The organism is Corynebacterium guangdongense (genome assembly GCF_030408915.1).
GTDB classification, from domain to species: domain Bacteria; phylum Actinomycetota; class Actinomycetes; order Mycobacteriales; family Mycobacteriaceae; genus Corynebacterium; species Corynebacterium guangdongense.
In genome coordinates this window covers 2300044-2320753 of sequence record NZ_CP047654.1, presented here as the reverse complement: position 1 = coordinate 2320753, position 20710 = coordinate 2300044, and the positions used below count along the sequence as shown (strand labels likewise).

Below are 20710 nucleotides of genomic sequence, written 5' to 3'. Positions count from 1 at the left end.
GTGCATGACTGACACCCAGAACACCCGCGCAGACGGCCGCTCGACCGACCAGCTGCGCTCCATCCGCATCACCCGCGGCTTCACCACCAACCCGGCCGGCTCCGTGCTCGTCGAGTTCGGCGACACCCGCGTCATGTGCACCGCCTCCATCGAACTGGGCGTGCCGCGTTTCAAGAAGGACTCCGGCGAGGGCTGGCTCACCGCCGAGTACGCCATGCTCCCGGCTGCCACCCACGAGCGCAACCGCCGTGAATCCATGTCCGGCAAGGTCAAGGGCCGCACCCACGAGATTTCCCGCCTCATCGGCCGCAGCCTCCGGGCGGCCGTCGACCTGACCCAGTTGGGCGAGAACACCATCAACATCGACTGCGACGTGCTGCAGGCCGACGGCGGCACCCGCACCGCCGCCATCACGGGCGCCTACGTCGCGCTCGCCGACGCCGTCGCGGTCCTGCAGGAGGCCGGCGTCGTCCCCGGCAACCCGCTGCTGCCGCCGGTCGCCGCCGTCTCCGTGGGGATCGTCGACGGTGTGCCGATGCTGGATCTGCCGTACGAGGAGGACGTGCGCGCCGAGGTCGACATGAACGTCGTCATGACCGAGTCCGGCCGTTTCGTCGAGATCCAGGGCACCGGCGAGGAGGGCGACTTCGGCCGCGAGGAACTGGGTGCGCTGCTCGATCTGGCGGAGAAGGGCATCCGTGAGCTTCACCAGGTGCAGAAGACCGCGCTGGAAGCGGTCCTTCCGTGAAGCTCCTGGTCGCATCCAACAACGCCAAGAAGCTCGCCGAGCTGCAGCGCATCCTCGACGCCCACGCCATCAGCGGCGTGGATCTCGTCGCGCTCGCCGACGCCCCCGTCCAGTACGAGGATCCGGTCGAGAACGGGCGCACCTTCGCGGACAACGCGCTGATCAAGGCGCGCGCCGGGGCCCGGGAAACTGGCCTGGTCACCATCGCCGACGATTCCGGTCTCGCCGTCGAGGAGCTGAACGGCATGCCCGGCGTGCTCTCCGCACGCTGGTCCGGCGCCCATGGCGATGATCGGGCGAACAACGACCTGCTGCTGGCGCAGATGCGGGACGTCCCGGAGGAGCGTCGCCACGCGGCGTTCGTCTCCGTGTGCGCACTGGTCACCCCGGACGGCCAGGAGCACGTGTCCGAGGGGCGCTGGGAGGGCCGTCTCCTGCACGAGGAGGCCGGGGAGAACGGCTTCGGCTACGACCCGTTGTTCGAGCCCGCCGAGACCCTGGGCCGATCCTCCGCGCAGCTCGCCCCGGCAGAAAAGGACGCGCTCTCGCACCGCGGGAAGGCGCTGACCGGGCTGGTCGAGGTCATCGCCGGCCTGGCCGGTTAGACGGGATCGGGCAACCGCAGACCCGTTGACGGCGCAAATCCGTGCAGCTGCCCCTCGCGGACCCGCGCCTGCACGACGTCGCCGGGCTCGGGAGTGTTCAGCGGGGGAATGCGGACGATGATGCTGTCGACGGCGGCCTTGTCCGGGTTGGAGTCGGACCCTGATCCCAACGCGCCCCCACCGTGGAGGGTGCCGTAGAGATAGGCGTCCGAGCCGAGCTGCTCGATGAAGTCGACGAGGATGGGGATCGTGCCGACGTCGGCGTCCGGGACAAGTTCCAGGGCCTCCGGCCGGAAGCCGAGGATGACGGTCCCGTTGTCGGAGGCGCCGAGCCCGGCGAGGAAGGACTCCGGGACCCTGAGATGGGCCGCCCCCAGGTGAGCGGTCCGGCCGTCGAGGGTGAAGGTGCCGAGGTTCATGGCGGGTGAGCCGATGAATCCGGCGACGAATTCATTGGTGGGGCGCTGGTACATCTCCTTGGGGGTGGCCACCTGCTGGAGTACCCCGTCCTTGAGGACCGCGATGCGGTCACCCATCGTCAGGGCCTCGGTCTGGTCGTGGGTGACGTAGAGAGTCGTCACGCCGAGCTCGCGCTGGAGCCGGGCGATCTGCGTGCGGGTCTGCACACGCAGTTTCGCGTCGAGGTTGGACAGCGGCTCGTCCATGAGAAACACCCGCGGGCGGCGGACGATCGCCCGGCCCATCGCCACGCGTTGACGCTGTCCGCCCGACAGGGCCTTCGGCTTGCGCTCCAGGTAGGGGAGCAGGTCGAGCGCCGTCGCCGCCTCCTCCACCCGCTCGTCGATGGCCGCGCGGTCCATCCCCGCGATCTTGAGCGCGAAGCCCATGTTCTCCCGCACGGTCATGTGCGGGTACAGGGCGTAGTTCTGGAACACCATGGCGATGTCGCGCTCCCGCGGGGGGACGTGGGTGACGTCGTTCTCGCCGATGAGGATGCGCCCGTCGTTGATGTCCTCCAGGCCGGCGAGCATGCGCAGCGCGGTGGATTTCCCGGAGCCGGAGGGGCCGACGAGGACGAGGAACTCGCCGTCGCCGATGCGCAGGTTCAGTCTGTCGACGGAGGGGTGGGGATTGCCCGGGTAGGTTCTGGTGGCGTTGTCGAAAACGACGACTGACATATGAATTCTCCTCCATCAGCAGGTACGTGCTGAACGATCCGGGTGCGAGGTTAGGTGATAACCAGTATCCCTCCAGGTGTGGGTCGGGCCAAGGGTGGGGCCCGGCCGTGACCAAGAAATGGCCTGTGTGCTGCCCATTTCGTGGGGGCGGGGGTGCCGGGGCCCGGTGGGTATGACCGGTTCCTTTACTTGGTGTGAAAAGCTGGCCTACTCTCGGAGGCATAGCAGTGAACTGTGTAATAATTGAATATGAACGTGTCAGGCGTCACTGGTCGTGCGGGCTTCATCCGCAGGGGCGCCGGACGAGTCACCGAACTCGGTTCGCTTCCACGCACATCCTTCAGGAGGTCCCTGTGTCCCACCCCACCCGTCGCCTTTCCCGCGTCGTCGCCGTGACCCTCGTTTCCGCCCTGTCCGTCGCCGGTCTGGCGGCCTGCTCCTCCGGCGGCGGTGACGAGGCCAACGTCTACTTCCTCAACTTCAAGCCGGAGCAGGACGCCGCATACCAGGAAATCGCCGCCGCCTACACCGAGGAAACCGGCGTCGACGTCAAGGTCGTCACCGCGGCCTCCGGAAACTATGAGCAGACGCTCAAGGCGGAGATCGGCAAGCAGGAGGCCCCGACGATCTTCCAGGTCAACGGTCCGGTCGGGCAGCAGACCTGGGGTGACTACATGGCGGATCTCTCCGAGGCGGACTTCGCCAAAGCGCTCAAGGAAGACACCTCCCCGCTCAAGGACGATGAGGACGCCATCGTCGGCGTTCCCTTCGCCGTCGAAGGCTACGGAATCATCTACAACCAGGCCATCATGGACCGGTATTTTGCGCTGCCGGGCGCGGCCGTCGGCTCGGTCGAGGAAATCACCGACTTTGACACGCTCAAGGCCGTCGCGGACGACATGCAGGCCAAGAAGGCCGAACTCGGCATCGACGGCGTGTTCGCCTCCACCTCCCTGGCCTCCGGCGAGGACTGGCGCTGGCAGACCCACCTGGCCAATATCCCGGTCCACTACGAGTTCGAGGATCTCGGCACCACCGACGCCCCCACCCTGGAGTTCACGTACAACGAGAACTTCAAGAACCTCTTCGACCTCTATCTCACCGATTCCACGGTGGAACCGTCGCTGGCGCCGTCGAAGTCCGTCACCGACTCAATGGCGGAATTCGCGCTCGGCCAGGCGGCCATGGTCCAGAACGGCAACTGGGCCTGGAGCCAGATCGCCGATGTCTCCGGAAACGTCGTCGCCGAAGATGACATCAAATTCATGCCCATGTACACCGGCATGCCCCAGGACCCCGAGCAGGGCCTGGCCATCGGCACCGAGAACTACCTGGCGGTGAACTCGGACGCCAGCGAGGCTGACCAGCAGGCCTCCATCGACTTCCTCAACTGGTTGTTCACCAGCGACGCCGGCAAGACGCGCGTCGTCGAGGACCTCGGTTTCATCGCCCCCTTCGAGGGTTTCACCGAGGATGACACCCCGGCCGACCCGCTGGCCCGCCAGGTGGCGGAGTCACTGGCGAACCCGGACAGCACGGCCATCCCTTGGGACTTCCAGTACTTCCCCTCCCAGCAGTTCAAGAACGACTTCGGTCAGGATCTTGCCCAGTACGCCTCCGGGAACATGGAGTGGGATCAGGTCGTCGAGAACTTCCGGGCGAACTGGGAGGCCGAGACGGCGGCCCTGCAGTAATTCCCCGGTGGCGTTCCCCGCGGGGGCGCCACCCGACCCCGGAAGGCGCCCGCAATGCAAGCCTCTCTGAAGAAGTATTTCCCCGTGTTCGTCCTGCCGACGCTGCTGGCCTTCCTGATCGCTTTCCTGGTCCCGTTCGTCATCGGCTTCGCTCTCTCCTTCGCTGACTTCACCACCCTCCAGAACGCCGAGTTCGTCGGCCTCGACAACTATGCCCGGGCGTTCTCCGAGCGGGAGGGGTTCGTCGCGGCCTTCGGTTTTACGCTGCTGGTCGTCGTGGTCTCGGTCATCACCGTCAACGTCGCCGCCTTCGCCATCGCCTGGCTCCTGACCCGCAAACTGCGGGGCACCAATTTCTTCCGCACGGTGTTCTTCATGCCGAACCTCATCGGCGGCATCGTGCTCGGCTACACCTGGCAATCGATGATCAACGCCGTGCTGGCCCAGTACGGGACCACCATCGTCGCGGACTGGAAGTACGGCTACCTCGGCCTGGTCATGCTCATCAACTGGCAGATGGTCGGCTACATGATGATCATCTACATCGCCGGGCTGCAGAACGTCCCGCAGGAACTGCTGGAGGCGGCGGAGATTGACGGCGCGGACCGCTGGCAGACGCTGCGCAGCGTGACCATCCCGATGGTCATGCCCGCCATCACGATCTGCGTCTTCCTCACCCTGTCGAACACCTTCAAGCTCTTCGACCAGAACCTCGCGCTGACCAACGGTGCCCCGGGCGGCGCGACGGAGATGGTCGCCCTGAACATCGTCAACACGATGTTCACCAGGATCGGCGTCGAAGGCGTCGGCCAGGCGAAGGCCGTGATCTTCGTGGTGGTGGTCGTCGTGATCGCCATGTTCCAGCTGAAAATCACCCGATCCAGGGAGGTGGAAGCATGAGTACCCTCACCCAGTCCCGGCGCGGGACGGACTCGACCGGCGTCAGCGGCCCCGCGAAGGTCGTCCTCTACGCCATTCTCATCCTGCTGACGATCGCGTTCGTCGGCCCGATCGTCTTCATCCTCGTCAACTCCTTCAAGCAGAAGTTCGCGATCGCGAATTCGCCCTTCGCGCTGCCCCTCGGCGACCTGTGGGCCGGAATCGACAACTACGTCGTCGGCCTGACCAAGCAGGGGTTCCACTGGGCGGTGCTGTGGTCCTTCGTCATCACCATCCTCTCGGTGATCGCCATCGTGTTCCTCTCGGCGATGACCGCGTACTACATCACCCGCGTCAAGACGTGGTGGACCAGCGCGATCTACTACGTCCTCGTCTTCTCCATGGTCATTCCGTTTCAGATGGTGATGTTTCCGACGGTGCAGATCGCGGACATGCTCAACCTCAACAACCCGCTCGGAATCGTCGTGCTCTACGTCGGTTTCGGCGCGGGTTTGTCGGTGTTCATGTTCTCCGGGTTCGTGAAGTCCATCCCGCTCGAGATCGAGGAGGCGGCGATCATGGACGGCTGTGGACCGCTGCAGTCCTATTTCCGGGTGGTCTTCCCCATGCTCAAACCCACCGCGATCACGGTCGCGATCCTCAACGCGATGTGGGTGTGGAATGACTACCTGCTGCCGTACCTGGTCATCGGCCTGTCGACGCCCTACAAGACGATCCCGGTCGTCATCCAGAGCTTCGTCGGCTCCCAGGGAAATCGCGACATGGGGGCGATGATGGCGATGCTCGTCCTGGCGATCGTGCCCATCATCATCTTCTACGTCTCCGCCCAGAAGTACATCATCGAGGGAGTCGCGGCGGGTGCGGTGAAGGGCTAGCCTGCTGAAGAATGTCCCGCATCTTTGGAATCGACACGCCCTTCTACCGGGCCCTGGCGCTCTTCGCCGACCTTGTGCTGGTCAACCTCGCGATGGTCGTGGGGGCGCTGCCGCTGCTCACTTTCGGGCCGGCCCAGCGGGCGGCCGCGGGTGTCACCCGGGGACTGGTCCGCGGCGAGGGTTCCCGCCCGGTCCGGTCCTTCCTCGGGCTGCTTCCCCGGGGCTGGGCGGCGGCGACCGTCTGGTGGCTGGTGTCGCTGGGGTGTGGGCTGCTGGCACTCTATGAGCTGATCGTCATCGGGCGCGCCGTCGACGGCGTCACGTCGGTGGTGCTCTCGGCGCTGGTGCTCATGGGGATGGGGCTGGTCGGCGGGATATCTGTCTGGTTCTATCCGCTTCTCGACGCCCGCCCGGCCGGGGTCGCCCCGACGCTGACCGCCGCGGCCCTGCATTCAGTGCGCTACCCCTTCCGGACCCTGGGCGGGGTGGCGCTCTACGCGGCCCCCTGGGTGGTGCTGGGTGTCGCCCCGGGGCAATGGTCGGTGCTGCTCGGCTTCTACCTGATTATCGGGCTGGGCCTGACCCAGTACCTCCTGGCGCTGTTGACGGCTGAGGTTCTCCACGGCGCCGTCGACGGGGACTAGTCAGGCGGCCGACCGGGTGCCCTCCGGATGATCCGGAAGATCAAGCTGGAACTTGTTGACCACCTCGTGGCGGCGGTTGTTCTCGACCCAGAAGGACAGGAAGGGGACCACTCCGCCAAGCACGGTGGTCACCCACCACTTCGGCTCCCAGCGGGCCTTGAGGCCGAGGTTGAAGGTGGCGATGACGAAGATGATGTAGGCCCAGCCGTGCAGGATGGCGACCCAGGTGGCCCACTCCGGAATGTCCATCCTGAGGATGTACTGCATCACCATGCGCACCACCAGCAGGAGCAGGAAGATTCCCGTCACCCAGGCGGAGACGGAGAAGAACTTCAGGGCGCCGCGGACCCGGCGCTTGCGCTCGGGGTGGACTCGGCGGATCTTGCGGGTCTGGTCGGTGGTCATGAATTCTCCCTAGGGGTGGTCGGTGCTTCGGGGTGGCCCGGGCCGGAGTCGGGGCCGCGGCGCTGCCGGTTGAGTTCGTTGAACTCGTCGACGTCCAGCCGGGGCCGGGAGGGCAGAAAATCCTCGTCGATCTCGGTGACCAGGGGCCGGCCGTTGTCGTCGAGCTCGGCGGTGTCCGCCTGGTAGACGAAGTCCGGGTCCGCGGCCTGGCTTTTCGCCGCGCGCGCCTTGTTCTCGTATTTGACGATCATCCGGTACGCGTAGACGAAGAAGACCCCGAACAGCGGCCACTGGAACGCGTAACCGAGGTTCTGGAAGCTTCCCGAACCGGACTGGAACCGGGACCACTGCCACCAGGCCAGGCCGATCGTCGCCATGACCAGCACAAGCAGAAAGACGATGTGCCAGGCGCGGACGCGGAAGCGGTCTTCGCCGGCCGCCGCGGTGGCTTCTGCGGTGGCGTCGTCATCGTGCGTGGCGTCCAGGTCGTCGGGGTCCCAGACCCACTCGATCTCGACGTCCTCGCCATTGTTGCTACTCACACTGGGCCATCTTAACCACTGTGCGTCGAAAGTTGGATTCCCTGCGGGTTGTTTTCCGTGTGGTACACCGCTCGCGTTAGGATGAGCGACGACGCGCCCGTGGCGGAATTGGCAGACGCGCTGGATTTAGGTTCCAGTGTCCTAGGACGTGAGAGTTCAAGTCTCTCCGGGCGCACGTGATCGGCATCGACATCGTCCATGTCCCGGGGTTTGCCCAGCAGTTGGCCACCCCGGGATCGACGTTTGAGGCGGTGTTCACGGCCGCGGAAATCCGTGTGGCGGCGACGAAGCCGGACCGCGACGCGCACCTGGCGGGCAGGTGGGCCGCGAAGGAGGCCTTCATCAAGGCGTGGTCGCAATCGATCTACGGGCGCCCTCCCTTCATCGGCGGCGACGACGTGGACTTCGCCGAGATCGAGATTCGTCCCGACCGGTGGGGCCGGGTGGCCATCGTTCTCCACGGCCGGGTGAAGGAAAAGGCGGGAAACCCGCTCACCAGTCTGAGCATCAGCCATGACGGCGACTACGCCGTGGCGATCTGTCAGTTCCAGCAGTGAGCGGGCGGCGTTTTCGGACCCGGTTTCCTGCGGGGGAGTGAGGGGCTGCCGGAAAAGGCGGGAACCCGCACAGCGGTGCGGGTTCCCGGGTGTCGACGAGTGAGTGAGGATTAGGCGACGTCCTTGAGGATGCGGCCGACGTGGCCGGTCGCCTTCACGTTGTACCGGGCCAGGGCGATCGTGCCCTCCTCGTCGACGAGGAAGGTGGAGCGGATCACGCCCTGGACGATCTTGCCGTAGTTGTTCTTCTCGCCGAAGGCGCCCCAGGCCGTCATGACGGACTTGTCGGCGTCGGAGAGCAGCGGGAAGTTGAGGCCCTCGTCGGCCTTGAACTTCGTCAGGCTCGCCACCGAATCCGGGGAAATGCCGAGGACCTCGATGCCCAGCTCATTGAGCTCGCCCAGGTTGTCACGGAAGTCGCAGGCTTCGGTGGTGCAGCCCGGGGTGGCCGCCTTGGGGTAGAAGTACACGAGGACCTTCCTGCCCGCGTAGTCGCTGAGGGACACCTCGGCGCCGGTGTCGTCGGTCAGGGTGAATGCCGGGGCGGTGTCGCCCACTTCGAGTCGGATTGCTTCAGTCATGTCACCGAGACTACCGGGATAGTCGCTCGCGCCGGAGGCATTGTCTGTGACTACACTGGTCCGGGAACCGGAGTTGAGAACATTCACAGACAAGCACGACAAGGGAGATTCCTCGTGGCACGTAACATCGACGACATCCAGCGCGACATCGAGCGTACCCGCGCGCAGCTGGCCGGCACTCTGGACGAGCTGGCCCACCGCACCAAGCCGGCCACGCTGGTCGAGGATGCCAAGACCGGTGTCTCCAACAAGCTCCAGGATCCGACGGTCCAGAAGGTCATCGCCGGCGTCGCTGCCGCGGTCATCGGCGTCGTGGGGCTGACGGTGGCCCGCAACCGACGCAAGGCCAACGACATCAAGGAGATCCAGAAGCTGCTGGCGGAGCGTTCCTGGGCCTGATTCAGGCAAGTGACCGGCCGCCCCCGAACTCACGGCGGCGGCCTTTTTCCTGCCCGTCGCCGCGTGTCGCGGGAACCACCCCAACCGTGGCGCGCCCCACGTGGCCGATGCCCCTGAGCAGGCACTCCCTCACGCGACCCGCGATGGCGTCGGCTTCGGAGACGCTCAGCCCGGGATCGACGCCGACCTCCACCTCGAGCAGCAGCCGGTGTCCGCTCCAGCGGGCCCGGGCCGACGCCACCGAGCGTACGCCGGGGACCTCCCCGGCCAGGTGCTCGGTCCGGTCGATCACCGCCGGGTCCACGCCGTCCATGAGGCGCTGGAAGACGGTGCGCATGGTCTGCACGAGAACACCCAGGATGACCGCGGCGATGATCAGCCCCACCAGCGGGTCCAACCAGGGCAGTCCCGCCCAGGCGCCGATCACGCCGACGGCGACCGCCAGCGAGGTCAACGCGTCGGTCCGGGCGTGCTGGCCTTCAGCGATCAGAGCCGCGGAGCCGATTCTCCTGCCGGCGCGGATGCGGTAGATCGCCACGATCTCGTTGCCGGCGGCGCCGATGAGCGCGGCCGCCATGACCCAGCCCAGGTTAGTCATTTCCCGGCTCTCGGAGAGGGCGGCGACGGACTCCCAGATGATGAGCGCCGCGGAAAAGGCGACCACACCGCCGATGAACAGGCCGGCGACGTCCTCGGCGCGGCCGAAGCCGTGGTTGTAGCGGCGGGTGGCCGCCCGACGCCCGAGCCGGAAGGCGATGATCAGCGGGATCGTGGTCACCAGGTGGCCGAGATTGTGCACGGTGTCCGCCAGGAGCCCGACCGAGCCGCTGAGCGCGACGATGATGATCTGCAGGGCGGCGGTGACGCCCATTCCCAGGAGACTGATCCAGGCCGCCCGGATGCCGATCTCGGTGGCTGTGCTGGAATCGGGGCCGGAATCGGGGACGGCGGCGGCGTGGTCGTGGCTGTGCGGGATGAGTGCGTGTTTGAGTCGGGCGAGCGGGCCAGCGCTGTGATCGTGGTCGTGGTGATGGTCGTGCCCATGGTCGTGCCCATGGTCGTGGCGGTGGGAGGTCTCCATGCTGCCATCGTATCTTCGTAGTTATGCAGATAGACAGTTGTTGCTACCATGATCACATGCACGACGCGTTGAAGTACCCGGTTCCGGACGCCGACCACGCCCGCATCGCGGCCGACACTTTCCGCCTGCTCGCCGATCCGACCCGGGTCCGGATCCTCTGGGCGCTGTTCCAGGACGAGTCCAGCGTCAACGCACTCGCAGAGTTGGTGGAGGCGACGCCCTCTACGGTCAGCCAGCACCTGGCGAAGCTCAGGCTTGCCGGCCTGGTGAGCGGCCGGCGGGAGGGCACGTTCGTCCACTACCGGGCCACTGAGTCCCACGTGAGACGGCTGCTCGCGGAGGCGCTCTCCCACGCGGAGCACCTTTCCGGTGCGGTGGCGGATGCGTCCGGGCACGGGTACCGCGTGGAGTAGGGGGCTTGTCGCCGCCCGGAGCGGGCGTCGACAAGCAGGGGCCGGGAAGGCTCAGAGGAGCTCGGCCCCGGCCTTCTCCATCTCAAGGAGGGCGGCGTCACCGCGGGCGTTGTCCACGGCGGCGCACATGCCAGTGAGTACGCGGACGCCGAAGCCGGCCCGGAGGGCGTCGCGGACGGTGGCGCGGACGCAGTGGTCGGTGGCGATGCCGACCACGTCGAGGTCGGTGACGCCGCGCGCACGGAGCCAGTCGGCCAGTCCCACCCCGTCGGCGCTGCCCTCGAAACCGGAGTAGGCGGCCTCGTACTCGCCCTTGCGGAAGTAGGCCTCGATGGGGGCGTCGGCCAGCGCGGGGTGCATCTCGGCCCCCTCGGTGCCGGCGACGCAGTGGCGCGGCCAGGAGTCCACGAAGTCGGGTTCCTCGGAGAAGTGCGCGCCCGGATCGACGTGCCAGTCCTGGGTGGCGACGATGGTGGAGTAGTGGTTCAGTTCGGCGAGGTCATCGCCGATGTACTGGCCGATGGTGCCCGCCACCTCGGGGCCGCGCCGCGTGGCCAGTGAGCCGGTGGTGAAGTCGTTCTGAACGTCGACGATGACTAGTGCACGCATGGAAAAGGACCATCCTTAGGTTGGCTAACGATGGTCCCGATTCTAGCGGGGTTGCGCGGGGCGGGAGGCTAGCGCTTGAGCCAGAGGGCGGCCGCCTCGACGATGCGGTCCGGGGTGTCGGCCACGTCGAAGACCTGGCCGACCTCGTCCTCGTCGAGCTCCTCCAGGGTGGCGAACTGGGAGTCGAGCAGGCTGGCCGGCATGAAGTGGCCCGGTCGGTGCTCCATGCGTTCGCGCAGCAGCTCCTTGGCGCCGTGGACGTGGACGAAGGAGACTCCCGGGGAGGCGGCGCGGATGGCGTCGCGGTAGGAGCGCTTGAGTGCGCTGCAGCCGATGACGCCGCCCGCGGGACGCTCGGCGAGCCACTCGCCGACGAGCGTGAGCCAGGGCCAGCGGTCCTCGTCGGTGAGCGGGATGCCCTGGGCCATCTTGTCGATGTTTGCCTGCGGGTGGAGGTCGTCCCCGTCGTAGTAGGGCAGTCCCAGCTGTTCGGCGAGCATCTCTCCGACGGTGGTCTTGCCTGAGCCGGAGACCCCCATCACGACGACGTGGAGGGGTTTGTTCTCGGTGGTCATTGCTCCTGCTTTCTTCTCGGGGTGGCGGCGGTATGGGGTGGGGAACATGGAAAGGGGAGCCCCGCCAGCGCGCCATAATGGTGATATCATAGCGCGACAGTCGGGGCGTTGGCCAGCGGTTGCTACTTGTTGCCGTCCTCGGACTCCCCACGAACGGGGGCGACATTCTCCGGGTACTTGGAGTGGTACATGTTGACAATGAGATCCGCGACCTGCTCGTAGGTGGTCGAGGCGGTGTTGATCGTCAGGTCGTACTCCTCATCCGCGTTCGGATCCCACTTGTACAGACGCAGGCTCATTTCGGATCGGAGGCGATCCTCGATCTCGCACTGCTCCGCGGCGTCGGACGCGCTCATGCCGGTCTTGTACATGACGCGTTCGATCCGCCGGTCCATGGGCGCGACCAGCCGGACGTGCAGGGTGCCCACGACCGGGCCGAGGACGAGCGCGCCGTTGCGGCCCAGCATGACGCCGCCGTTTTCGACGTCGGCGAGGACGTCCTGGGTGTTCTGGGTGGCCATCCGGTGGTTGGACGCGGCCTCCGTGGCTGCCCCGAGTTCGGTGCCCTGGCCGCCGGCGCCGGAGAGGCTGCGCAGGAAGCGGTTGAAGGCGGAGTCGGACAGCAGGGTGGTCTGGTCGACCTGGGCCAGCTCCCGGGAGGAGAACTTCTGGTCGATGTAGGGCACGCCCAGCCTCTGCGCCACCAGCGGGCCGATGTCTGTGGCGCCGGAACCGCGCTGACCGAAGAGGGTGACGATCGGCGGGTTGGGCAGCCCCGGCTTGCGCATCAGGGTGGTGCGCCCGTCGCCGACGCCGGCCGCGCCGACCAGGGTGAGCTCCGCGTCGACGCCCTTGGCCTCGGCGATGGAGGTCTGGGTTCGACGCTGGGTCAGGTCGTCGACGACCTTGGCGTGGGTGTCGGCGTCCAGACGGTAGAAGAAGGCGACGAGCATGGCGCCGAGCGCCAGCGCCGCCGGGACGGCGCCCGCGGCGATGCGCAGGCCCAGAGCGACGTCCGAACCCTCGAGAACCTCGACCCCGGCGGTGTAGCCGAAGGCCCCGATGACGAGGCCGCCCAGCCAACCGCCGATGCCCTGGCCGATCTTCCGGGTGAAGGAGAGGATGGAGTAGGAGCCGCCCTCGGAGCGGATGCCGGAGACGTGCTCGCCGTAGTCGACGGTGTCGGCCTGCATGGAGAACATCATGGAGTTCGTGCCGCCGACGCCGAGGCCGACGACGAACCAGGCGATCAGCGCCGGAGTCAGGCTGCCGCCGGGGATGAGGAAGATCATCGAATAACCGGCGATCGCGAACACCGCGCCCATCAGGTAGCCGTTGCGCTTGCCCAGATGGCGGGTGATCGTCGGCGCGAAGGAGGCGACCAGGATGGTGCCGACGGTCTGCGAGAGCTGCAGGGCGGCGAAGTAGGCGGCGTTGCCGGTGATCGCGCGCACGTAGTACAGGGCCACCGCGTTGAACACGAAGTTGGACGTCAGGAAGAGAACCGCCATCAGCAGGAGGACCTTCAGTGGGCCGTTCTGGCCCAGCATCTTGAAGGTCTGCTTGAAGGAGATTCGGCCGCTGGCGCGCGGGACGACCTCCCGGGAGTTCGCGAAGCAGACCAGGTAGAGCACGATGGCGATGACCGCCAGGATGATGCAGGTGATCATGAACTGCTGGCGGATGCCGTCGGCGGCGGTGTCACCGAACTGCGGGGCGACGACGTAGGCCAGGGCGACCGCGGCCAGGGAGGCGGCGATCGAGCGCGAGCCCGAGAGCTTGGAGCGGTCCACCGGATCCTGGGTCATGGCCGAGGCCAGCGAACCGTACGGGATGTTGATGAAGGAGTAGGCCAGCTGGTACAGCGCGTCGAAGAGGAAGATCCAGGCGATGGCCATCGTCGGATTCAGACCCGCCGGGGTGGAGAACAGGGCGATGAAGACGAGGGCCAGCGGCGCAGGACCGAACAGCAGATAGGGCCGCAGGCGGCCCCACCTGGTGTTGGTCCGGTCGACGACGTTGCCGGCGATCAGGTCGGCGAAACCGGCCCAGATCTTGGTGATGCCGTAGATGGTACCGGCCACGCCGGCGGAGAGGCCGACGATGTCCGTCATGTAGACCATGAGGAACATGGAGGTCATCATGAAGGACATGTTGTTGGCGACGTCGCCGAGCGAATACGTCAGGACCCGGTGGCTGGGCATCTGCCCCTGCCGGGAGGCGCCGCCCGCGGGCGGTGCTGTTGTGGTGGTGGACACGGCTGCTCCTTTAGGAAACCATGAATGGGAAGGTGTGTTCAGTCGTAGCGCGTGGTCGCGCCGGTCGGAGTCCACCTGCCCGTCGGGCGGTCCGGTCTCCCCGCCGGTGCGTGGCGACGCCGGAGCGTCGACCTACCGCTGGATGGATTCGACCTGGGATCGGATCAGGGCGACCGCGGACTCGGTGCCCGCCAGCTCTTCGTCGAGAGCGGCGATCAGCGAGCGGACCGGATCGGCGGCGGAGCGGGCGCGGGCCAGCTCCTCGGCGCGGGTGTCCTTGATTTCCTGGGTGGCGCCCTCGCGAAGCAGGTAGGCGATCCAGGCGGCGATCGAGAAGGCCGCGGCGGCGCCGTCGCGGCCCTCGGCCAGCTCGGCCTTCATGATCGGTACGGCGCGCATGCGCTGCTTGGTGCCGCCGTCGGTGGCGATCTGCACCAGGTTGTGACGGATGCGCGGGTTCTCGAAGCGTTCGGTCAGGCTGGCACGGTACTCCGGGACCTTGAGTTCCGGGGCCTGCAGGTGGTTGGCGGCCTCGTCCCACAGAGCCTCGACCCGGGCACGGACCTCGGCGTCACCGATGGCCTCGGCGACGGTGGCGTGGCCGCGCAGCTGCGCGTAGTAGGCCATCAGGGAATGCGAGCCGTTGAGCAGCCAGAGCTTGCGACGCTCGAACTCCTCGATCTCGTCGACGAACTCGACGCCGGCCTTCTCCCAGTCCGGGCGTCCGGCGGGGAACTCGCCCTCGATGACCCAGGAGGCGAAGGGTTCGGTGACGACGGGGGAGGAGTCGTCGACGCCGGTCGCGGCTTTGACGTCGGCGATGAGGGAGTCGTCGGTGGCCGGGGTGATGCGGTCGATGGACGTCGACGGGAAGGTGACCTCCTGCTCGATCCAGTCGGCGAGGTCGGCGTCGAGCTCACGGGCGAAGCCGCAGACGGAGCCGCGGGTCAGCGGGCCGTTGTCGGCGACGTTGTCGCAGCTCATGACGGCCAGCCCGCCGGCGCCGGCCGCGCGGCGGGCGGCCAGGCCGAGCACGATCTTGCCGGCCGCGGTCCGGAGGGTTCCGGTGAAGCCGGTGGGGTCGGCCACGGCGTCCTTGAGGGCGGCGAGATCGGCGGTCACGTCGGCGTCGTGAAGCAGGGTGCCGTCCTCGGCGAGGTGGTAACCCGCCTCGGTGACGGTCAGCGTGACGACGGCGACCTCCGGCCGGGCCAGCAGCTCCACCATGTGGGCGGTGTCGTCGGCGTAGGCGGGATCGACCAGCGAGGAGATGACCTCGAAGTCGTCGCCGGCACCGGACCGGGTGACCAGCGTGAACAGCCCGTCCTGGGACTTGAGCAGGTCGGCGGCCCCGCGGGAGCGCCCGGTGAAGGAGGCGTAGCCCCACTGCGGGGTGGCCGGATCGGCCTCGGCCTGCTGGGTGTACCAGACCTGGTGGGCGCGGTGGAAGGCGCCCAGGCCCAGGTGGACCAGACGGACCGGCGGGGTGGCGGTGTCGGCGGTGCGGTTCAGAGTGCTCACAGCTTGAAAACCCTCCTCGGGGAAGCGTCGATGAGATCGACGATGATGTCGGCGGCGCGGTCCTCGGTGAGACGGTGCTCAGCGACGAGACGGGCCAGGTAGTTCGCCTCCACGCGACGGGAGGTGTTGTGGCGCGCCGGGATGGAGCAGTAGGCGCGGGTGTCGTCGATGAAGCCGGAGTAGCGGGAGAAGCCCGTGGTGCCGGTGGTGTACTGACGGAACCGGTTCATCGCGTCGATCTCGTCGATGAACCACCAGGGGGCGCCGGCGTAGACGGACGGGTAGTAGCCGGCCAGCGGGGCGATCTCGCGGGAGAAGGTGGTCTCGTCCATGGTGAAGATGACGAAGTGGAAGTCCTTGTTCTCGCCGAAGGTCGACAGCATCGGCTGCAGGGCGTTGGTGTACTCCATCTGGAAGGGGATGTCGTGGCCGACGTCCGCGCCGTACTTCTGGAAGGCGGAGGTGGAGTGGTTGCGGTGGGAGCCCGGGTGCAGGGTCATGACCAAGCCGTCGTCCTGGGCCATCTCCGCGAAACGGAAGGTGGTGTTCGCCTCGAAGGCCAGGGCCTCCTCGAAGGTGGCCTCGCCGCGCATGCCCTTGTCCAGCAGGGCCTGGGCCTCGGCGTCGCTGAGCGGGGTGGTGTCGGCGTTGTGGGTGCCGTGGTCGGAGGAGGTGGCGCCGTGCTCGATGAAGTACTGGCGGCGGTTGCGCATCGCGGTGAGGTAGCCCTCCCAGCCGGACTTGCCCTCGCCGGCGGTCTGGATGAGCTTCTCGACGTTGGCCGCGAATTCCGGCTTGTACATCTTGGTGTACGCGTCCGGGCGGAAGGTCGGCAGCACGCGCGGGGAGAAGGTCGGGTCCTCGGCGAGCGCCTTGTGGTGCTCGAGGGTGTCCAGCGGGTCGTCGGTGGTGGCCAGCACCTCGAGGTTGAACTCCTCGGCCAGGGCGCGCGGGCGGAAGTCCGGGCGGGCCAGGATGGCGGAGAGCTCGTCGTAAATCGCGTCGGCGTTCCCGGCGGAGATGGTGTCCGGGTCAATCCTGAAGACGTGCTCGAACTCCTGCTCCACCCAGTAGCCGGTGGCGGTGCCGGCGTAGAGGTGCCAGTTGGCGGCGAAGATGCGCCAGGCCTCGCGCGGGTCGGCCTCGTGGCCGCCGACGCCGAGTTCGGAGAGCTCGTAGCCCGCGGTGTGGAGGACGCGGGTCAGGTAGTGATCCGGGGAGATCAGCAGCGCGGTCGGGTTCTCGAAGGCCTCGTCCCGGGTGAACATCGCCGGGTCCAGGTGACCGTGCGGGGAGATGATCGGGAGGTCCTCGACGTTGGCCAGCAGGCGGCGGGCGATGTCACGGGTACCGGGATCGGCGGGCAGGAGCCGGTCCGGGTGTGCGGCATGTGATGTACTCATATCCCCATCCAACTTTGGGTTGGTCATCACATTCAAGAAGTTGCACGAAGTTGTCGTGAATTGGCGCCCGGGGCGCCTGCCGGGGTGGGCTCCGGTGGGGCGGGAACCTGCCCCCGGCGTCCCGCCAATCGATAGCCTGGGGGCATGGAGAATCCGATCCCCGATTACCTCGGTGACATCCTCGATTCGGTTCGCGACGATTCCAGCGGGGAGATCCCCACCTACATCCCCGAGCTGGCCCAGGCCGATCCGGAGTGGCTGGGGCTGGCCCTGTGCACGACCAGCGGCCACCTCTATTCCGCGGGCGACGACGACGTGGAGTTCACCATTCAGTCCCTGTCTAAGCCCTTCGCCTACGCGCTGGCCATCGAGTCCGCCGGCATGGACGCGGTCGTCGACGCCGTCGGGCTGGAACCCTCCGGCGAGGCCTTCAACGAGCTCTCGCTGGGCGAGGACGGTCGCCCCGTCAACGCGATGATCAACGCCGGCGCCATCACCGTCAACCAGCTCATCAACGGGCCGGACTCGGGCGTCGACGAGCGCGTCGAGATGATCCGCGACTATTTCTCCCGGTTGGCCGGCCGCGAACTCGAGATCGACGAGAAGTCCGCCGAAAGCGAGCTCGCGGGCGCCGACCGTAACCTCTCCCTGGCGCACATGTTGCGCAGCTACGACATCATCACCGATTCCGCGCAGGACGCCGTGCTCAGCTACATCCGCCAGTGCTCGGTGAAGGTCACCGTCAAGGACCTCGCCGTCATGGCCGGGACGCTGGCCAACGGCGGCGTTCATCCGCGCTCCGGGGAAAAGCTTGTCGACGCCCGCGTCGCCCGGCTCACCCTCTCCGTGATGAACTCCTCCGGGATGTACGACGCGGCCGGCCGATGGCAGGCGCGGGTGGGCATCCCCGCGAAGTCGGGCGTCTCCGGCGGCATCATCGGCACGCTGCCGAGCCAGCTGGGCATCGCCGCGCTTTCGCCCCGCCTGGACGGCTCCGGCAACTCCGTCCGCGGCGTGAAGGCCTTCGAGGAGCTCTCCGATCAGATGGGCCTGCACCTCATGAACGGCGTCGGCATGAGCGGCTCGGAGACCGTGCGCACCATCGAACATCGCGGCGGCGACAGCGTGGTCGTCCTGCAGGGGCCGGTCGACTTCTCCGCGGCCGAGGCCGCGCTGCACGCGATCTCGGGCAGGAAACTCACCGGCGAGCGAGTCGTGCTGGATCTGGAACGCGTCACCCACACCCAGCCGATGGGCATCGCGATGCTGGGGGAGGGGCTGCGCCGCCTGCGCGAGGGCGGTCGGGAGATCGCCAGCCACGATCCGCGGGGATTCCTCCTCGACAACGAGCTCGACGACGGCACCCTCGTACCGGACGTGATGGACCTGGACGCCTGATGCCGGCAGCCTGAGGCCGGGTCAGTCCCTGCGGACGGAGGAGCCGCGCAGGACCAGACGCGTCGGCAGCACGCGAGGTTTGGTGAGCGGGGAGCGCAGCCCCTCGGCCAGCGCCAGCGCGTTGGCCGCCGCCACGCGCCCGACGGAGCGGGAGGGCCCGGCGACCGTCGTCAGGCCGGGGGTGACCAGGCCCGAGAGTTCGGTGTTGTCGAAGGCCACGACGAGGATGTCGTCCGGGATGTGGGCGCCGGCCGTCTCCGCCTGGTTCATGAACCCGATCGCCACCATGTTGTTGAAGCAGAGGACGGCGTCGGTGGGATGCGTCCGCCAGATCTCGAAGGCGCGTCGGCCGCCACGGACCGTGGGTTCGTCGACCCGGAGCTGGCGCATCTGCATGCGGGCGAGCTTGCGCAGGGTCCCCGTCGGCAGCGTCGTCGTCCGGGTGAGCACGGCGTCACCCTCACGGGGGTCGGTGGTGCCCACCGCGTCGAGAAGCCCGCGCCAGCGCACGCCGTCCGCCCAGGAGTCGTTCGGCCCGGCGAGGTAGGTCACCGAGCGCGCGCCCTGCTCGTGGAGGTGGACGGCGGCGTTGATCGCGCCGGCGTAGTTGTCGACCAGCACGCTCGGCACGCCGTGCACGGGACGGTTGATGGACACCGTCGGCAACTGGCGCGCGATCTTCTGGATCTCGCCGTTGGACAGCCGGGAGGACACGAGCAGCAGGGCGTCGACGAGCGGAACCAGGCGCTCCGCCGCGCGCTGGGCGCGGGGCACGGACTCGGCGGTGTCGACGGAGAGGACGACGTAGTCCTGGACGCGCGCGGCGTGCTCCGCACCCCGGAGCACGTCCTGGAAGAAGGGGTTGGTGACGTCGGCCATGATCATGCCCAGGGCCTTCGTGCGGGTGGCGGGCTTGGGGCGGGTGTCCAGGTCGCGGCGGTAGCCGAGCCTCTCCGCGGCCTGCCGGACCCGCTCGGCCGTGCGGGAGGACACGCGGTCGGGGCGGGAGAACGCGCGGGAGACGGTGGACGCGGAGACCCCGGCCTCCTCGGCAACGTCGTAGATCGTCACGTGCTCCCCGTCGGACCCCGGAACGGCCGTGGCGGGGTTGTCGGGGGCGGTCATGGCACCAATTCTAGCGGGTGGGTCCCGGAGGGGCCGCGGGGAACCGTCACGTGGCGGGGGTCACGGCTGATAGGGTCAGCGGTAGATCGAGTCCCGGGGCGGGCCGGCGGAACCGCCGCCGTCCGCGCCCGGGTGAAGGTGGGACGATGGGTGGAGCGGGTGGCTGTCGGGCGCGGCTCACGCTGGCGGCGGCGTCCGTGCTGCTGGCCGGGTGCGCCGCGGCTCAGCCCGCGGACCCGCTCTCGGCGCCGGAGCTGACGCCGCTGCTGCTCACCGCCGAAGAACTCACCTTCACCCCGGAAAGCTCGGAACGGCCGCTGGAGGCGACCGGCCAGGAGACCGCCCTCGGCGTCGGCCTTGTGCCGCTGTCCGACACGGGCGCCTGCGGCGACGCGATCGCCGCGGTGCTGAACACGACCTTCACCCCGGAGGCCTCCAGCGTCGTCCTCTACGAGGGAACCGGCGACACGCTGGCCCTCGGGCTCTACTCCCTGCGGGGGGAACGCACCATTGACACGGCGACGCTCTACTCGGAGGTGCTGGCCAGCTGCCCGATGGCCGTCACCGACCGGCAGCTTCTCACCAAGTACGCCTTCGCGCAGCTGCCCGAGGCCTTACGTGAGCGGGGCGCGGAGGGCTACGTCGTGACCGTCCACGCCCCGCTCGCCGAGGGGCCGACGCGCAGCTACGTCGCGCACCTGCCCCTCGGCGCTCACGGGGTGTACCTCGGCGCCACCGGGATAGACGAAGACGCCGTCGTGGACGCTTTCCTCCACCAGGCGGACAAGCTGGCGGCGGAGCTGGGGTAGGGGCGACCGCCCGAAAGCGAAGCACCCCGCTACCGGAGTAGCGGGGTGCTCGCATGCTGTGCGCCATCAGGGAATCGAACCCCGAACCCTCTGATTAAGAGTCAGATGCTCTACCAATTGAGCTAATGGCGCGTACCTCATGTTGTCGACGGGGAGTCCGTGCTCTCCGTTGCAACGGGAGGAAACATTAACCTATGGCCCGGAGAAAAAGAAAATACGCTGGTTCCGGCGGGTATCCGGGAAAGAGAAGACCCCTCGCCAGAATCATCCGGCGAGGGGTCGCGCTGTGCGCCATCAGGGAATCGAACCCCGAACCCTCTGATTAAGAGTCAGATGCTCTACCAATTGAGCTAATGGCGCGTACCTCATGTTGTCGACGGGGAGTCCGTGCTCTCCGCTCCAACGAGTAAAAATATTACCCACAGGTGA

22 protein-coding genes and 3 tRNA genes are annotated in these 20710 nt (G+C 67.6%); 12 read left to right on the top strand and 13 right to left on the bottom strand.

Annotated features, from left to right (window positions below; translation table 11 throughout):
- The first annotated feature begins 4 nt into the window (after positions 1 to 4).
- Positions 5 to 748 (top strand): ribonuclease PH, encoded by a 744-nt coding sequence (rph, locus tag CGUA_RS10935; RefSeq protein ID WP_290195620.1) that lies wholly within the window; start codon positions 5 to 7, stop codon positions 746 to 748.
- Entirely contained in the window at positions 745 to 1353 is a 609-nt protein-coding gene (gene rdgB / locus CGUA_RS10930) for an RdgB/HAM1 family non-canonical purine NTP pyrophosphatase (RefSeq protein WP_290195618.1), read from the top strand. The genes rph and rdgB overlap by 4 nt, the downstream gene beginning before the upstream one ends.
- Here rdgB and CGUA_RS10925 read toward each other — a convergent pair.
- A complete protein-coding gene (locus tag CGUA_RS10925) occupies positions 1350 to 2492 on the bottom strand; it encodes an ABC transporter ATP-binding protein (protein ID WP_290195616.1) in 1143 nt (380 codons plus the stop codon). The two genes, rdgB and CGUA_RS10925, sit on opposite strands and share 4 nt — an antisense overlap.
- Before the next feature lie 353 nt (positions 2493 to 2845).
- On the opposite strand from CGUA_RS10925, the gene CGUA_RS10920 reads away from it, so the two are divergent.
- The 4 genes from CGUA_RS10920 to CGUA_RS10905 are packed head-to-tail and all read left to right on the top strand — an operon-like array spanning position 2846 to position 6605.
- Positions 2846 to 4186: an ABC transporter substrate-binding protein gene (locus CGUA_RS10920; protein WP_290195614.1), complete on the top strand. Its 1341-nt coding sequence runs from the start codon at positions 2846 to 2848 to the stop codon at positions 4184 to 4186.
- A gap of 54 nt (positions 4187 to 4240) precedes the next feature.
- Positions 4241 to 5086: a carbohydrate ABC transporter permease gene (locus CGUA_RS10915; protein ID WP_290195612.1), complete on the top strand. Its 846-nt coding sequence runs from the start codon at positions 4241 to 4243 to the stop codon at positions 5084 to 5086.
- On the top strand, positions 5083 to 5961 hold the full coding sequence (locus tag CGUA_RS10910; protein WP_290195610.1) for a carbohydrate ABC transporter permease: 879 nt from the start codon (positions 5083 to 5085) through the stop codon (positions 5959 to 5961). Before CGUA_RS10915 ends, CGUA_RS10910 begins: the two co-directional genes overlap by 4 nt.
- 11 nt (positions 5962 to 5972) lie before the next feature.
- The gene (locus tag CGUA_RS10905; protein WP_290195607.1) at positions 5973 to 6605 is read left to right on the top strand and encodes a MusI family membrane protein; all 633 of its coding nucleotides are present in this window, start codon (positions 5973 to 5975) and stop codon (positions 6603 to 6605) included.
- Here CGUA_RS10905 and CGUA_RS10900 read toward each other — a convergent pair whose 3' ends face one another.
- Positions 6606 to 7010 carry a DUF3817 domain-containing protein gene (locus CGUA_RS10900; protein WP_290195605.1) on the bottom strand — a complete coding sequence of 135 codons (405 nt, stop codon included), beginning with the start codon at positions 7008 to 7010 and terminating at the stop codon, positions 6606 to 6608. It abuts the gene before it with no gap.
- Complete coding sequence (locus CGUA_RS10895) at positions 7007 to 7495, bottom strand: hypothetical protein (RefSeq protein WP_290198377.1); 489 nt, start codon at positions 7493 to 7495, stop codon at positions 7007 to 7009. Before CGUA_RS10895 ends, CGUA_RS10900 begins: the two co-directional genes overlap by 4 nt.
- Before the next feature lie 150 nt (positions 7496 to 7645).
- Between CGUA_RS10895 and CGUA_RS10890 the strand changes: the two genes are divergently transcribed.
- Positions 7646 to 7727: transfer RNA gene (locus CGUA_RS10890), tRNA-Leu, on the top strand.
- A 1-nt stretch (position 7728) separates the two neighbouring features.
- Positions 7729 to 8109, top strand: a complete 381-nt coding sequence (acpS, locus tag CGUA_RS10885; protein ID WP_290195604.1) for a holo-ACP synthase AcpS — start codon at positions 7729 to 7731, stop codon at positions 8107 to 8109.
- Positions 8110 to 8219: 110 nt separating this feature from the next.
- Here acpS and bcp read toward each other — a convergent pair whose 3' ends face one another.
- A complete protein-coding gene (bcp, locus tag CGUA_RS10880; protein WP_290195602.1) occupies positions 8220 to 8690 on the bottom strand; it encodes a thioredoxin-dependent thiol peroxidase in 471 nt (156 codons plus the stop codon).
- Positions 8691 to 8804: 114 nt separating this feature from the next.
- Between bcp and CGUA_RS10875 the strand changes: the two genes are divergently transcribed.
- A complete protein-coding gene (locus CGUA_RS10875; protein ID WP_290195600.1) occupies positions 8805 to 9089 on the top strand; it encodes a DUF3618 domain-containing protein in 285 nt (94 codons plus the stop codon).
- A gap of 1 nt (position 9090) precedes the next feature.
- Here the strand turns inward: CGUA_RS10875 and CGUA_RS10870 are convergent, their stop codons facing one another.
- Complete coding sequence (locus tag CGUA_RS10870; protein WP_290195598.1) at positions 9091 to 10170, bottom strand: cation diffusion facilitator family transporter; 1080 nt, start codon at positions 10168 to 10170, stop codon at positions 9091 to 9093.
- Positions 10171 to 10226: 56 nt separating this feature from the next.
- Between CGUA_RS10870 and CGUA_RS10865 the strand changes: the two genes are divergently transcribed.
- Positions 10227 to 10583, top strand: coding sequence for an ArsR/SmtB family transcription factor (locus CGUA_RS10865; protein ID WP_290195596.1), 357 nt, complete (start codon positions 10227 to 10229; stop codon positions 10581 to 10583).
- Positions 10584 to 10634: 51 nt separating this feature from the next.
- Here the strand turns inward: CGUA_RS10865 and CGUA_RS10860 are convergent, their stop codons facing one another.
- The 5 genes from CGUA_RS10860 to uxaC all read right to left on the bottom strand — a co-directional run bounded on the left by CGUA_RS10860 (position 10635) and on the right by uxaC (position 16949).
- Positions 10635 to 11192 carry an isochorismatase family protein gene (locus tag CGUA_RS10860; protein ID WP_290195593.1) on the bottom strand — a complete coding sequence of 186 codons (558 nt, stop codon included), beginning with the start codon at positions 11190 to 11192 and terminating at the stop codon, positions 10635 to 10637.
- A 68-nt stretch (positions 11193 to 11260) separates the two neighbouring features.
- On the bottom strand, positions 11261 to 11767 hold the full coding sequence (locus CGUA_RS10855) for a gluconokinase (RefSeq protein ID WP_290195591.1): 507 nt from the start codon (positions 11765 to 11767) through the stop codon (positions 11261 to 11263).
- 122 nt (positions 11768 to 11889) lie between these two features.
- On the bottom strand, positions 11890 to 13971 hold the full coding sequence (locus CGUA_RS10850; protein WP_310169424.1) for a cytidylate kinase family protein: 2082 nt from the start codon (positions 13969 to 13971) through the stop codon (positions 11890 to 11892).
- Positions 13972 to 14157: 186 nt separating this feature from the next.
- Positions 14158 to 15546, bottom strand: coding sequence for a mannitol dehydrogenase family protein (locus tag CGUA_RS10845; protein WP_290195586.1), 1389 nt, complete (start codon positions 15544 to 15546; stop codon positions 14158 to 14160).
- A complete protein-coding gene (uxaC, locus tag CGUA_RS10840) occupies positions 15543 to 16949 on the bottom strand; it encodes a glucuronate isomerase (RefSeq protein WP_290195584.1) in 1407 nt (468 codons plus the stop codon). Before uxaC ends, CGUA_RS10845 begins: the two co-directional genes overlap by 4 nt.
- 144 nt (positions 16950 to 17093) lie before the next feature.
- Here uxaC and CGUA_RS10835 point away from each other — a divergent pair, with 144 nt between their 5' ends.
- Positions 17094 to 18347 (top strand): glutaminase, encoded by a 1254-nt coding sequence (locus CGUA_RS10835; RefSeq protein ID WP_290195583.1) that lies wholly within the window; start codon positions 17094 to 17096, stop codon positions 18345 to 18347.
- A 21-nt stretch (positions 18348 to 18368) separates the two neighbouring features.
- On the opposite strand, the gene CGUA_RS10830 is transcribed toward CGUA_RS10835, so the two are convergent.
- Positions 18369 to 19472 carry a LacI family DNA-binding transcriptional regulator gene (locus tag CGUA_RS10830; protein ID WP_290195581.1) on the bottom strand — a complete coding sequence of 368 codons (1104 nt, stop codon included), beginning with the start codon at positions 19470 to 19472 and terminating at the stop codon, positions 18369 to 18371.
- Between the two features lie 146 nt (positions 19473 to 19618).
- Here CGUA_RS10830 and CGUA_RS10825 point away from each other — a divergent pair, with 146 nt between their 5' ends.
- Positions 19619 to 20281 carry a hypothetical protein gene (locus tag CGUA_RS10825; RefSeq protein WP_290195579.1) on the top strand — a complete coding sequence of 221 codons (663 nt, stop codon included), beginning with the start codon at positions 19619 to 19621 and terminating at the stop codon, positions 20279 to 20281.
- 59 nt (positions 20282 to 20340) lie between these two features.
- Here the strand turns inward: CGUA_RS10825 and CGUA_RS10820 are convergent.
- Both CGUA_RS10820 and CGUA_RS10815 read right to left on the bottom strand, forming a co-directional pair.
- Positions 20341 to 20413 (bottom strand) — tRNA-Lys (locus tag CGUA_RS10820).
- A gap of 155 nt (positions 20414 to 20568) precedes the next feature.
- Positions 20569 to 20641 (bottom strand) — tRNA-Lys (locus CGUA_RS10815).
- Positions 20642 to 20710 lie beyond the last annotated feature (69 nt).

What these genes read in the sequence shown, in the direction of transcription:
- rph (WP_290195620.1), top strand. Translation starts at nt 5, where the DNA reads ATGACTGACACCCAGAACACCCGCGCAGACGGCCGCTCGACCGACCAG.
- CGUA_RS10925 (WP_290195616.1), bottom strand. Translation starts at nt 2,492, where the DNA reads ATGTCAGTCGTCGTTTTCGACAACGCCACCAGAACCTACCCGGGCAAT.
- CGUA_RS10915 (WP_290195612.1), top strand. Translation starts at nt 4,241, where the DNA reads ATGCAAGCCTCTCTGAAGAAGTATTTCCCCGTGTTCGTCCTGCCGACG.
- CGUA_RS10910 (WP_290195610.1), top strand. Translation starts at nt 5,083, where the DNA reads ATGAGTACCCTCACCCAGTCCCGGCGCGGGACGGACTCGACCGGCGTC.
- CGUA_RS10905 (WP_290195607.1), top strand. Translation starts at nt 5,973, where the DNA reads ATGTCCCGCATCTTTGGAATCGACACGCCCTTCTACCGGGCCCTGGCG.
- CGUA_RS10900 (WP_290195605.1), bottom strand. Translation starts at nt 7,010, where the DNA reads ATGACCACCGACCAGACCCGCAAGATCCGCCGAGTCCACCCCGAGCGC.
- bcp (WP_290195602.1), bottom strand. Translation starts at nt 8,690, where the DNA reads ATGACTGAAGCAATCCGACTCGAAGTGGGCGACACCGCCCCGGCATTC.
- CGUA_RS10870 (WP_290195598.1), bottom strand. Translation starts at nt 10,170, where the DNA reads ATGGAGACCTCCCACCGCCACGACCATGGGCACGACCATGGGCACGAC.
- CGUA_RS10865 (WP_290195596.1), top strand. Translation starts at nt 10,227, where the DNA reads ATGCACGACGCGTTGAAGTACCCGGTTCCGGACGCCGACCACGCCCGC.
- CGUA_RS10860 (WP_290195593.1), bottom strand. Translation starts at nt 11,192, where the DNA reads ATGCGTGCACTAGTCATCGTCGACGTTCAGAACGACTTCACCACCGGC.
- CGUA_RS10855 (WP_290195591.1), bottom strand. Translation starts at nt 11,767, where the DNA reads ATGACCACCGAGAACAAACCCCTCCACGTCGTCGTGATGGGGGTCTCC.
- CGUA_RS10850 (WP_310169424.1), bottom strand. Translation starts at nt 13,971, where the DNA reads ATGCCCAGCCACCGGGTCCTGACGTATTCGCTCGGCGACGTCGCCAAC.
- uxaC (WP_290195584.1), bottom strand. Translation starts at nt 16,949, where the DNA reads ATGAGTACATCACATGCCGCACACCCGGACCGGCTCCTGCCCGCCGAT.
- CGUA_RS10835 (WP_290195583.1), top strand. Translation starts at nt 17,094, where the DNA reads ATGGAGAATCCGATCCCCGATTACCTCGGTGACATCCTCGATTCGGTT.
- CGUA_RS10830 (WP_290195581.1), bottom strand. Translation starts at nt 19,472, where the DNA reads ATGACCGCCCCCGACAACCCCGCCACGGCCGTTCCGGGGTCCGACGGG.
- CGUA_RS10825 (WP_290195579.1), top strand. Translation starts at nt 19,619, where the DNA reads ATGGGTGGAGCGGGTGGCTGTCGGGCGCGGCTCACGCTGGCGGCGGCG.